This is a genomic window from Nocardia terpenica (genome assembly GCF_013186535.1).
In the GTDB taxonomy this organism is placed as follows: domain Bacteria; phylum Actinomycetota; class Actinomycetes; order Mycobacteriales; family Mycobacteriaceae; genus Nocardia; species Nocardia terpenica.
Genome location: NZ_JABMCZ010000004.1, coordinates 481,040 through 493,341 on the forward strand (window position 1 = coordinate 481,040; position 12,302 = coordinate 493,341).

At 69.7% G+C, this 12,302-nt stretch carries 10 protein-coding genes; 6 read left to right on the forward strand and 4 right to left on the reverse strand.

Going from position 1 to position 12,302, the window contains the following annotated elements; translation table 11 throughout:
- The first annotated feature begins 36 nt into the window (after positions 1 to 36).
- Positions 37 to 2,352, forward strand: a complete 2,316-nt coding sequence (locus tag HPY32_RS34940) for an ATP-binding protein (protein ID WP_082871492.1) — start codon at positions 37 to 39, stop codon at positions 2,350 to 2,352.
- A complete protein-coding gene (locus HPY32_RS34945; protein WP_171983205.1) occupies positions 2,324 to 3,703 on the forward strand; it encodes an FAD-binding protein in 1,380 nt (459 codons plus the stop codon). Before HPY32_RS34940 ends, HPY32_RS34945 begins: the two co-directional genes overlap by 29 nt.
- Here the strand turns inward: HPY32_RS34945 and HPY32_RS34950 are convergent.
- Entirely contained in the window at positions 3,700 to 4,134 is a 435-nt protein-coding gene (locus HPY32_RS34950; protein ID WP_231951676.1) for a pyridoxamine 5'-phosphate oxidase family protein, read from the reverse strand. The two genes, HPY32_RS34945 and HPY32_RS34950, sit on opposite strands and share 4 nt — an antisense overlap.
- A gap of 155 nt (positions 4,135 to 4,289) precedes the next feature.
- On the opposite strand from HPY32_RS34950, the gene HPY32_RS34955 reads away from it, so the two are divergent.
- Positions 4,290 to 4,637, forward strand: a complete 348-nt coding sequence (locus HPY32_RS34955) for a hypothetical protein (RefSeq protein ID WP_156674520.1) — start codon at positions 4,290 to 4,292, stop codon at positions 4,635 to 4,637.
- Here HPY32_RS34955 and HPY32_RS34960 read toward each other — a convergent pair.
- Positions 4,565 to 8,890, reverse strand: coding sequence for a HAMP domain-containing protein (locus HPY32_RS34960; RefSeq protein ID WP_171983206.1), 4,326 nt, complete (start codon positions 8,888 to 8,890; stop codon positions 4,565 to 4,567). The two genes, HPY32_RS34955 and HPY32_RS34960, sit on opposite strands and share 73 nt — an antisense overlap.
- Positions 8,891 to 8,901: 11 nt before the next feature.
- Positions 8,902 to 9,321 (reverse strand): response regulator, encoded by a 420-nt coding sequence (locus tag HPY32_RS34965; protein ID WP_067589264.1) that lies wholly within the window; start codon positions 9,319 to 9,321, stop codon positions 8,902 to 8,904.
- 144 nt (positions 9,322 to 9,465) lie between these two features.
- Here HPY32_RS34965 and HPY32_RS34970 point away from each other — a divergent pair, with 144 nt between their 5' ends.
- Positions 9,466 to 10,224 (forward strand): AraC family transcriptional regulator, encoded by a 759-nt coding sequence (locus HPY32_RS34970; RefSeq protein WP_067589262.1) that lies wholly within the window; start codon positions 9,466 to 9,468, stop codon positions 10,222 to 10,224.
- 8 nt (positions 10,225 to 10,232) lie between these two features.
- Positions 10,233 to 10,583 (forward strand): hypothetical protein, encoded by a 351-nt coding sequence (locus HPY32_RS34975; RefSeq protein ID WP_067595925.1) that lies wholly within the window; start codon positions 10,233 to 10,235, stop codon positions 10,581 to 10,583.
- Between the two features lie 4 nt (positions 10,584 to 10,587).
- Here HPY32_RS34975 and HPY32_RS34980 read toward each other — a convergent pair whose 3' ends face one another.
- A complete protein-coding gene (locus tag HPY32_RS34980; protein ID WP_067589260.1) occupies positions 10,588 to 11,304 on the reverse strand; it encodes a TetR/AcrR family transcriptional regulator in 717 nt (238 codons plus the stop codon).
- Between the two features lie 177 nt (positions 11,305 to 11,481).
- Here HPY32_RS34980 and HPY32_RS34985 point away from each other — a divergent pair, with 177 nt between their 5' ends.
- Positions 11,482 to 12,291 (forward strand): hypothetical protein, encoded by an 810-nt coding sequence (locus tag HPY32_RS34985; protein ID WP_067589258.1) that lies wholly within the window; start codon positions 11,482 to 11,484, stop codon positions 12,289 to 12,291.
- Positions 12,292 to 12,302 lie beyond the last annotated feature (11 nt).

A 12,302-nucleotide genomic window follows, 5' to 3' on the forward strand; every position in this document is an offset into this window, starting at 1 on the left:
CGAGGTGCTCATGCCAAGGGGGTGGGGGTATTCCATATGGACGGAAGTCGGAATACGACTCCGGAGGGAGCGGGGGAGGGGTTCGGGGCGGCGTTGCGCAAGCTCCGGATGGAACGCGGCATCTCGGCGGCGCACCTGGCGCGGCAGCTCAACTACAGCAAGGGACACCTCAACAACGTCGAGAAGGGCGTGAAACGCCCCAGCCCGGAATTCATCCGGGCCTGTGACGACGCGCTCGACGCCCACGGCGCGCTGCTCGCCCTGATGCCGCAGCCGCGCCCGCCGCGCGCGCACCCACCGGTCCGCCCCGCCCAACTTCCGCCCGGCCCAACCCATTTCGTGGGCCGCGACCGGCAACTCGCCCTGCTCGAGGACCTGCGCGCCGACGGCGAGGGGCCACTGGTGGTCGTGGTCAACGGCCGCCCCGGCGTCGGCAAGACCACCCTCGCCCTGTCCTGGACCCGGCGCATCCGCGACGACTACCCCGACGGGGTCCTCGTCGCCGACCTGCGCGGATACTCCCCGTCGCAGCCCCCCGCCGAGCCCGCCGAGGTCCTCGAGGAGTTCCTGCGCGCCCTCGGCGTCTCACCGGATCGGGTGCCCAGCACGGTATCCGGGCGCAGCGCCCTCTACCGCAGCCTGCTCGACGGCCACCGCACCGTCGTGGTGCTCGACAATGCCGTCTCCTCCGCGCAGGTGCGCCCGCTGCTGCCCGGCGCCACCGGTGCCGTCGCCATCGTGACCAGCCGGGATCGGTTGTCCAGCTTGGCCATCCACGACGGCGCCTACCTGGTCGACCTGGATGTGTTCACCGAGCGCGAGGCGATCGAGCTGCTGTGCACCGTCGTCGGGCCCGATCGCGTCCGCGCCCACCCCGACGCGGCCGCCGACGTCGTGCGCCGGTGCGCGAATCTGCCGCTGGCGGTGCGGGTCGCGGCCGAGCGCATCGCCGCGCGCCCCGCGCTCACCCTCACCGACCTGGCCGCCGATCTCGCCGACGAGTCGTCGCGCCTGGCGGCCCTGGCCGTCGACGACGAGGCCCCCGTCCACGCCGTGTTCTCCTGGTCCTATCGCGGGCTGTCCCCCGCGGTCGCGCGCATGTTCCGCACGCTGGCGCTGCACGCCGGACCCGGCATCGGCCTCGGCGCGGCCGCCGCCCTCGCCGACGTATCCGTCGCCGAGGCCCGAAACAGCCTGGGCCGCCTGGTGATCGGGCATCTCGTCGACGAGGTGCGGCATGAGCGCTTCCGCTTCCACGACCTGGTGCGCCTGTACGCGCGCGAGCAGGTCGACCTGGACCCGCCCGCCGAGACGTCCGCGGCCGTGCACCGGGAACTGGTCTGGTATCTGCGCACCGTGCACGCGGCGAGCCTGATCCTGGGGCCGAGCAACCAGTACTTCCCCGGCGAGATCCCCACCACCGGACCACCGCCGCCCGCGCTGACCTCCTACGAGGACGCGGTCGGCTGGTTCGAGCTCGAGCTCACCAATATCGTCGCCGCGACCCGGCAGGCCTACGAGCTGGGCTGGTACGAGCTCGCCTGGCAGATCCCGCACGCCCTGTTCGAATTCCTGCACCTGCAGCAGCCGTGGAGCATCTGGGAGAACATCTACCGCATCGGGTTGGCGGCGGCGGAGAAAGCGCACAGCCGGTCCGCCGAGGCGTGGATGCGCCACGGATTGGGTCTGGTGAATCTCGGGCTGCGCCGCTTCCCGGAAAGCTTCACCCTCATCTGCGAGGCCCTCGAGATCCGCCGCGCGGACGGCGATATCGACAATCAGGCGTGGGGCATGTGGGCCCTGGGCGCGCTGCACATGGAAACCGACCGCATCCCGGCCGCCTTCGACGGTTTCGACGAGGCGCTGCGATTGTTCGGGCAGGCGAACGACGACTACGGGCAGGCCGCCACCCTCAACACCATCGCCCACCTGCACCACCGGCTCGGCGACAGCGACAAGGCCCTGCCGCTGTGCAGCGAGGCCCTGGCCATCTACCGCGCCAGCGGCAATCGGCACGGCGAAGGCGACGCGCTGCATCAGCTCGGCGAGGTGCACGCCGCGCTCGGGCAACTCGACGACGCCCTGCGCTGCCTTGAGGAGGCCCTGAAGGTGCGCCGCACGACCGGCGACAGCAAGGGCGAAGCCGACACCCTCGTGGCACTCGCCGAGATCTCCCACCGGTCCGGCAGCCATGGCACCGCAAGAGAATATCTGGAGCAGGCGGTCGATCTGTTCGCCGAGCGCGGCGATCCACGATCGCCGCGCGTCGACCGGCTGCTCGACGAAATACCACGGCGGCCGCCGCCGGAGGAGGGAGACACCAGTGGGACCACAGCACGACAGGGGCGCTGACATTCGGAGCTTCACCGAATCGGTGCGGCCGCAACTGGACGGCGCGCTGATCGACGACGACGCCGTGCTGCGAGCCGTGTCCATCGATTTCGGAAATATCGTCCACCACCGCCCCGCCGCCGTGCTGCGGCCCGGGTCCGCGGCGGACGTCGCCGCTGTCGTCAAGGCCGCCAACGCCTTTCGGATCAAGGTGGCGGCCCGCGGCGCGGGGCACTCCTGCTACGGGCAATCGCAGGCCGGGGACGGCGTGGTCGTCGACATGACGGCGCTGACCTCGATCGGGGAGGTCCGCGACGACCGCATCGAGGTGGCCACCGGCGCCACCTGGTCGGCGGTGCTGCGCAAGACATTGGAGCACGGCCTCACCCCGCCGGTGCTCACCGACTACCTCGGCGTCACCGTCGGCGGCACCCTCTCGGTGGGCGGCATCGGCGGCACCAGCTACGGCCGTGGCCTGCAACTGGACAATGTGCTCGAACTCGAGGTCGTCACCGGCGACGGCGCGATCCACACCTGCTCTCCGGACCAGGAGCGGGGCCTGTTCGATTCCGTCCGTGCCGGACTCGGCCAATTCGGCATCATCACCCGCGCGACCCTGCGGCTGATTCCGGCCCCGGCGCGGGTCCGCCGCTATCACCTGGACTACGACTCCGCCGAGGCGGCGACCGCCGATCAGCTCGCGCTGATCGAGGACGGCCGATTCGATTTCGTGCAGGGTCACATCCTCCCGGCCGAGGGCCGGTGGCGTCATATCCTCGAGGTGGTCCGCTACTACACCCCGCCGGACACCGTGGACAACGACGAACTCCTGCACGACCTGAACTACCGCCTGGGGTCCGAGCAGATCGACGACCTGCCCTACTGGGATTTCATGAATCGCCTTGCCGCGGGCGAGGAATACCTGCTGTCCACCGGTGAATGGCTCACCCCGCACCCGTGGTGGAATGCCTTCCTCCCGGTCGGGCGGGCGAGCGAATTCCTCGACCATCTCACCGACACCATCGCCCCCGCCGAGGTCGGCGACGCGGGACTGCTGCTGTTCTACCCCGTGCGCACCGAGCACATCACCGCCCCCTTCCTGCGCACCCCCGACGAGCCGATCACCTTCCTCGTCTCGATCCTGCAGTACCCGCCCGACGACCCGGAGCTGGTGAACGCGCAACTCGCGGCGAATCTCGCCTACTACCGGCGCGCCCGCGCCGAGGGCGGGCTCACCTACCCGATCGGCGCCATCCCCTTCGAACACGAGGACTGGCAACACCATTTCGGGTCGGCCTGGCCGGACTTCCTGAAGGCGAAGAACGCCTACGACCCGAACCACCTGTTCGCACCCGGGCAGGAGATCTTCTAGCCGGGCGCGCTGCTGCGCCGGTATTCGATGCCGGTGACGATGTCGGGCTGGATGCGGACCATGTGGTCGCGGTTGCCGGGCAGGAGCGGGCGCAGCAGCGCGTGATAGCGGTCGATCTCGGCCGGGTCGGTGACCGATTCGGCGGTGCCGGTGGCGATCACGCACCAGCCGAGCCGGGTGCGCGGGTCGATGGTGTCGGCCTCGAACGCCACGACCTGCCGATAGGGCGAGAGGTCGCCCCCGGCGTCCACCACGATCAGGCCGTCGTCGACGATGTGGTTGACCAGCCGGACGGCCGGTAATGCGTAGCGCGAGAACACGATCCGGCCGAATCCGATACCCGCGAGCAACCCCAGCGAGTCGGCGTCGGAGAGCCCGTGCGCCTCGACGCAGTCGGGATCGGCCGTGTCGGATGGAACCTCCTCGCCCACGGTGGGCATCCGCCGGTCAGCGGCGGTGGCCGGGCAAACCGTGACCAAAGACCCTTCTGGACGATTCGGCCGCGACCCTATGCTCGGTAGACATCATCACATTGTAGAAGCCCCGCGGTGCGGCTCGGGTGCTGATGTCGGAGCAGGAGTGGACGATGACTTCCGTCGTGCGGCCGGGGCGCGTCGCGCCCGATCTGGATCCCCTTGTCGCGCATCGGCTCTCGGACGGCGTGTCCGCGCTCGCCGAGGCCAACGATCGCCTGGTGCGGGACCTGTTCGCCGCCGGGCTGCGCATGCATCTGCTCGACGGCGGCGACGCCGCGTCGGACGAACTGCGCGCCACGGTCGGCACCGTGCTGCACGAGATCGACACCGTGATCCGCGACGCCGGACTGGTCACGCTCGCGAACATGGCCCGCGCGCACGCTGTTCAGGCCGACGGTGCCAGCCAGCGGGCGATGCAGTCCAGCAGTTCGTCCGGGTCGACCGGTTTGGTGATGTAGTCGCTGGCGCCGGAGGCGAGGCTCTTCTCCCGATCACCGGCCATCGCCTTGGCGGTGACCATGATGATCGGCAGCCGATCGAAATGCGGCATCCGCCGGATCGTGGCGGTGGTGGCGTGCCCGTCCATCTCCGGCATCATCACGTCCATCAGGATCACGTCGACGTCCGGGTTGGCCTGTAGGGCCTCGATGCCCTTGCGGCCGTTGGACGCGTGGTTCACCGAAAGCCCGTTCAATTCCAGCATTCCCGCGATCGCCAGCACATTGCGGGCGTCGTCGTCGATGAGCAGCACCTTGCGGCCCTGCAACTGCGGGCGTCGCTCCCGCTGCGCCGGCGCCTCCAGCGCCCGGCGGCGGGTCCGGGTCAGCAGCAGGATGAATCGCTCCCGGAACTCGTCGGGTGAGCGCAGCAGTTCGATCCGGCGGGGGCGGCCGTCGGCCTCGAACACGGCGCGCCCGTCGGCGTCGAGTTCGCCGACCGGATAGGCCAGCACCGGAACGTTTCTCGCCGCCATCATCTGATGCAACTCGCCCAGGAATTCCGGCGCCGCGGCTCCCGGCAGGCTCGCATCGATCAGCGCGCACAGATACGGACCGGCGGGCAGCGAGTCCAGGGCCGCGGCGGGGGTGCCGACGGACTCGAGGGTGATCGGCCCCGCGGTGTCGGCCAGTTCGCCGATCACGCCGCCGATCATCCGGCTCAGCGGTGCGGTCTCGGGGTCCTCGACGACCAGCACCGACCGGTGTACCGACTTCGGCCCGAGCCACGATTCGGTGATGATCTCCGAGTGCAGGGTGAGCGGCAGGTACAGGGTGAACGTGCTGCCGACACCGAGCCGGCTCTCGGCCCGGATCTCCCCGCCGAGCAGGTTCGCCACCTGCCGGCTGATCGACAGGCCGAGCCCGGTGCCGCCGTAGCGGCGGCTGGTGGTGCCGTCGGCCTGCTGGAAGGCGCCGAAGATGGTGTCCAGATTCTGTTCGTCGATGCCGATTCCGGTGTCGCTCACCGCGAATGCGACCCGGTCGTCCAGCGATCGCACCTCGAGCCGGATCCTGCCCTTCTCGGTGAACTTCACCGCATTGGACAGCAGATTGCGCAGCACCTGCCGCAGCCGCTGCTCGTCGGTCTCCAGGTGCGCGGGCACCTCGGGGTGCACCTCGATCTCGAAGGCCAGCCCCTTCTGGGTGGTCAGCGGGCGGAACGTGGTCTGCACGTACTCCACCAGCTGCCGCATGGGGACCCGCTCGGCGCGGATGTCCATCTTGCCCGCCTCGACCTTGGACAGGTCGAGGATGTCGTCGATCAGCTGCTGCAAATCCTTACCGGCGGACTGGATCACGGTCGCGAACTCGACCTGCTTGGGCGTCAGATTGCGGGTGGCGTTCTTGGCCAGCACACCGGCCAGGATGAGCAGGCTGGTCAGCGGGGTGCGCAGCTCGTGGGACATGTTCGCCAGGAACTCCGACTTGTACTTCGAGGCCAGCGCCAGCTGCTGGGCGCGTTCCTCGATCTCCTGGCGGGTCTGCTCGATCTCGAAATTCTTCATCTCGATATCGCGGTTCTGGCGGACCAGCAGCTCCGCCTTCTCCTCCAGTTCGGCGTTGGACTGCTGCAATTCCCCTGCCAGCCGCTGCGATTCCGACAGCAGGGCGTCGGTGCGCGCGTTGGCCATGATGGTGTTGACGTTCACGCCGATGCTCTCCATGAGCTGTTCGAGGAAATCCTTCTGCACGGGCGTGAATCGGCCGAACGACGCCAATTCGATCACGCCGAGCACCTGGTCCTCGAACACGATGGGCAGCACGATCAGGTTGACCGGGCGGGCCGCGCCGAGGCTGGACCCGATGCGGACGTAGTCCGGCGGCGTCTCGTCGACGACCACGGGCTTCTTCGTCTGCGCCACTTGGCCGATCAGCGATTCGCCGAGTTCGAAGGCCGTTCCGTCCTCCTTGCGCCCGTACCCCGCGATCAGCCGCAGCCGCGGATGGTCGCCGTCGGTCTCCATGAAGAAGAAGGTGCCGTACTGCGCGCCGACCATCGGGGTGACCTGGCTCATGATCAGCTGGGCGACCGCGCTGAGATCGCGATGGCCCTGCAGCCGTCCGGAGATCTTCGCCAGATTCGTATTGAGCCACGCCTGCTGCTCGTTGGTGTGGGTGGTCTCGCGCAGCGACTGCACCATCGCGTTGATGTTGTTCTTCAGCTCGGCGACCTCGCCCTGCGCCTCCACCGAGATCGAGCGGGTGAGGTCCCCGGTCGCCACCGCGCTGGTCACCTCCGCGATGGCCCGCACCTGGAGGGTGAGATTGCCCGCGAGCTCGTTGACGTTCTCGGTCAACCGTTTCCACGTTCCCGACACGCCCTCGACCTCGGCCTGACCCCCGAGCCGCCCCTCCCGGCCGACCTCGCGCGCCACCCGGGTCACCTCGGCCGCGAACGAGGACAGGGTGTCGACCATGGTGTTGATCGTGGTCTTGAGCTCGAGGATCTCGCCGCGCGCGTCGACGTCGATCTTCTGCGACAGCTCGCCGCGCGCCACCGCCGTGGTGACCTGCGCGATCGAGCGGACCTGGCTGGTGAGGTTGCCCGCCATCGAATTCACGTTGTCGGTCAGGCTCTTCCAGGTGCCCGCGACATTGGGCACCCGTGCCTGGCCGCCGAGGATGCCCTCGGTGCCGACCTCGCGGGCGACGCGGGTGACCTCGTCGGCGAACGCGGACAGGGTGTCGACCATGGTGTTGATGGTCTGGGCCAGCGCGGCGACCTCGCCCTTGGCCTCGACGGTGATCTTCTGCGACAGATCGCCTTTCGCGACCGCGGTGGCCACCTGCGCGATCGAGCGGACCTGGTCGGTCAGGTTGTCCGCCATGACGTTCACCGATTCGGTGAGGCCCTTCCAGGTGCCGGAGACGCCCTTCACGTCGGCCTGGCCGCCGAGCCGCCCCTGGGTGCCGACGTCGCGGGCGACGCGGGTGACCTCGTCGGCGAACGAGGACAGCGTGTCGACCATGGTATTGATGGTGTCCTTGAGCTCCAGGATCTCCCCGCGGGCGTCGACCCGGATCTTCTGCGACAGGTCGCCGCGCGCCACCGCCGTGGTGACCTGCGCGATGGAGCGGACCTGGTCGGTCAGGTTGGCGGCCATGACGTTCACCGATTCGGTGAGGCCCTTCCAGGTGCCGGAGACGCCCTTCACGTCGGCCTGGCCGCCGAGCCGCCCCTCCGTGCCGACCTCCCGCGCCACCCGGGTGACCTCGTCGGCGAACGACGACAGCGTGTCGACCATGGTGTTGATGGTCTGGGCCAGCGCGGCGACCTCGCCCTTGGCCTCGACGGTGATCTTCTGCGACAGATCGCCTTTCGCGACCGCGGTGGCCACCTGCGCGATCGAACGGACCTGATCGGTCAGGTTGTCGGCCATGAAGTTCACCGACTCGGTGAGGCCCTTCCAGGTGCCCGATACCCCGAACACCTGGGCCTGGCCGCCGAGGCGGCCCTCGGTGCCGACGTCGCGGGCGACGCGGGTGACCTCGTCGGCGAACGACGACAGGGTACCGACCATGGTATTGATGGTGTTCTTCAGCTCCAGGATCTCCCCGCGCGCGTCCACGGTGATCTTCTGCGACAGATCGCCTTTCGCGACCGCGGTGGTGACCTCCGCGATCGACCGGACCTGCGCGGTGAGGTTGCCCGCCATGATGTTCACCGATTCGGTGAGGCCCTTCCAGGTGCCCGATACCCCCGGAACCTTCGCCTGACCGCCCAACCGGCCCTCGCTGCCCACCTCGCGGGCCACCCGGGTCACCTCGTCGGCGAAGGCGGACAGCTGATCGACCATGGTATTGAGGGTGTTCTTCAGCTCCAGCAGCTCACCCTTGACGTCCACCTTGATCTGTTGCGTCAGATCGCCTTTCGCGACCGCGGTCGCCACGCCCGCGATATCGCGGACCTGGGCGGTGAGATTGTCCGCCATCGCGTTCACCGAGTCGGTGAGGTCCTTCCAGCTGCCGGACACGCCCGGCACCGACGCCTGGCCGCCGAGCTTGCCCTCGGTGCCGACCTCCCGGGCCACCCGGGTGACCTCGGTGGTGAACAGCGCTAGCTGATCGACCATGTCGTTGAAGACGACCGAGATCTCGTCCAGCAGCGGATCGCCCACCTGCGGCAGATAGCCGCGGAAATTGCCGTCCCGCACTGCCTTCAGGCCGTCCAGCAGCGGCTGGAGGCGTTCGTCGTTGCCGCTCACTGCCATCGCCCTCTGTGTCAATGTCCGAGTGTCGTGTCGAAACAGTCCTGGCCCGCGGCCACCCGCCGGATCACGGCCGCCAGATCCTCGAACATGCCGTCCTTGAGGACCAGACCGGCGCCGCCGACCGCCATCACCCGGTCGGTCATGGCGCGGGTGGCGTAGCCGGTGAACACCAGCACCCTCGACTCCGGGCACACGCCGCGCAGCCGCGGGATCGCGTCGATCCCGTCGCCGTCGGGCAGCCTGCGGTCGAGCAGAATCACCTGTGGGCGTAGCTCGCTCGCCGTCGCGAGGGTCGCCGCGACGGTTCCCACGGTGGCCACCAGGTCGATATCCTCGACGAGTTCGAAGGCGGCCCGCAACGCTATCGAGACCATCGGATGGTCCTCGACCAGCAGCAATCGCACGGGATCGCCGCCGAATGCACCCGGCATAGGCGCAGTCTAGGCGACCGGAATCCGGTCCGGACGCGGTATGCGAAACCGAGACGAGGCGCGAAACATCTTGTGCTCGTACAGCATCCGAGACAGGCAATTACTCCATCGAATACCGGTCGGTTGCCTATAAAATCGGGACCGATGCCGGAAATCCGCCACACCCCACGCGCGTCGACGCGCCTGCTGCCCCTGCCCGCCGGGGCGGGCATCGACGCGCATCGGCACGACGAGCACCAGATCGCCTACGCCGGGCGCGGCGTGCTGTCGGTCACCACCGACGCGGGCACCTGGATCGCGCCCGCCAATCGGGCGCTGTGGATTCCGGCGGGCGCCAGCCACGCCCACCGCGCCTTCGGCGATACCGACCTGTACCTGGTGGGATTGCCGGTGCGCGACAACCCGCTCGGCCTGACCCGGCTCGCGGTGCTGAGCGTCGGCCCGCTGCTGCGCGAGCTGATCATCGCCTACACCGAGCGCCCCGGCGATCCCGCCGCCGAACGCCGCCGCCTGCGCGGCGTCCTGCTCGATCGACTGCGCCGATCCGTCGAGCAACCGCTGCACGTGCCCGTCGCGCGGGACCCGCGCCTGCTCGCGGTGTGCGCGATCCTGCACGACGACCCGGCCGACACCCGGACCCTCGCCCAGCTCGGCGCGGCCGTCGGCGTGAGCGACCGCACCCTCGCCCGGCTCTGCCGGGCCGAACTGGGCATGACCTTTCCGCAGTGGCGCACCCAGCTCCGCCTGCACCAGGCGCTGTGCCTGCTCGCCCAGGACACCCCGGTCACCGTCGTCGCGCACACCTGCGGCTGGGCCTCCACCAGCGCCTTCATCGATGTCTTCCGCCGCGCGTTCGGCCACACCCCGGGCGCCCACCAGCGCCTCGGCGTTTCTACTACATAATGTCGTCCATGACAGTGGTCTACAACCTGGTGGTCGTCGCTCATCTGCTCGGCCTGGCGGCCGTGATCGGTGGGTACGCGGCCGGTCGGCCGACGGTGGGGGAGGTGATGGTCTGGGGTGCGCGAGCGCAGATCCTCACCGGGCTGGTGCTGGTCGGCATGGCCGACTCGATCCATTCGCTGGACAAGCACCTGGACCTGGCGAAGATCATCGTGAAGCTGGTGATCGCGGTGGCGGTCGCCGGGCTCGCCGAGGTGGGGCACGCGGATGCCAAGCGCGGCAAGGCGGTTGCGGGCATGACCCACGCCGCGGGCGTGCTGGCCATCGCGAACGTCTTCGTGGCGGTGCTCTGGCACTGAACCGCTAGGTGCGCGAGAACGCCTGGTGCAGCGGCTGATTCGGATCCAGCGACAACCCTGCCAGGCGGGCGGAGGTCTGCGCGAGCGCGGCGATGATCGCGGTCAGGTAGCCGACGAAGTCCTCGACCGGCATGGACCGGTCGGTCAGTCGCTGCGCTCCCAGCCACCAGTCGGTGGCCGAGGCGACCGCGCCGAAGGTCGAATAGATCACCAGCTCCGCGCTGTCGGCGTCCACCGACGCGTCGTCGACGGCGTCCGCGAGCAGCTGCGCGGCCCGGCGCGCCGAGCGCCGGGCCGATTGCAGGGCGTGCTCGGAGGCGTCGGCCTGCTGCGTGAAATGCCCGTGCAGCAGGAACCGGAACACATTGGGGTGATCGCTGATCACCAGCGCGTATTCGGTGGCGGTCCGGCGGACCAGGTCCGCGGCGGAGTCGTGGGTCAGGTCGATGGTGGCCATGATCCGCTCCCACAGCACGTCGCCGAGCCGGTCCACGATCGCCTGGTAGAGGTCGGCCTTGTCCGAGAAGTGCCGGTACAGCTTGGGTTTGGCGGCTCCCGCGGTCTTGGCGATATCGCCCATGCTGACATCGGGGCCGTGCGTGTCGAGCGCGCGCAGGGCGGCGTCGACGAATTCGGCGCGCACCCGGCGCCGGTGCTCGCGCCAGCGTTCGCTGCGGGCATCGACCCGGGGAGCACGAGGGGTCGTTCCGCCGTTCACCATCTCTGTGATGCTACAAGCTGTGGCCGTCCCCGCGGCGAAAACGGCGATGCCGCTTTGTCGGAGGCCGCACCCGCCGTTGACAAGTGGGCGTGACGGCGATCACACTCGTGTCTGGGTGCCGACCCGCCGGATCGCGGTGTCGGCGCGTGGTGCGACCAAAGCTCGTGAGGGACAACGATGTCCGGCGGTGACGATGTCAGTCGATGGGAGTCCGCGCTCGCGGGCCTGGATACCCTTCCGCGGCAACGAGTCTCGGTATACGGGAGCTGGTTGTGGTGGCGGTTGGGCCGGGACCGCCGCCGCGGACTGTCCCGTCGCGAGCTGGTGGGCCTGCTGCGCACCGGGATGTGCGCGCAATCGGTGCTGTCGCTGCTGCACTGCCGCGGGGTGAGCCCGGTCGGCGCGACCGCCCGGGCGACGGTGGCCGCCCTCGTCCCCAGCCGCAATTCGACCCTGTTCGGTCACCTGCTGACCGCGTGCGGAACATCGCCGCGCCGGGTGCCGTTCGCGGTGCGCGCGCTGGTCCGGCTGACGGCGTGGGTGCCGATCGCCCCGGTGGATCGCGGGCTGCGGTCGCTGATCGAGGAATTGGCGGCCCAGCACCCGGCCGCCGCCCCGCGACCGGCCATGCGGCTGCTGACGCTGGCGCGGCACCTGCGGGCGGCGCACGCGGATCTGATCATCGCGGTGGAATCGCGGCAGCCGCTGGCGGAGCCGATGCGGCGGTGGTCGCTGGCGGCGGCGACCACCGCCGCCTACGCGGTGGTATCGCATCCGCAGCTCTATCGGGCGGCCGGAATTCTCACCCCGCCCGGCATGCCGGACGACGTGGCCCACTGCCATCACGCGGAGCCGGTGCCCGCGCCGCGCTCGGCCGCGCCGCCGGTCCCGGCCGCGAGAAGTGCTGTGCGCCCGCTGTTCACGCACTGTCCCGCGCTCGGGCCGGGTCTGCCGCTGTGCCCGGGCTGCGTACCGCAGTCGGCCTGACCGGGGGCGGG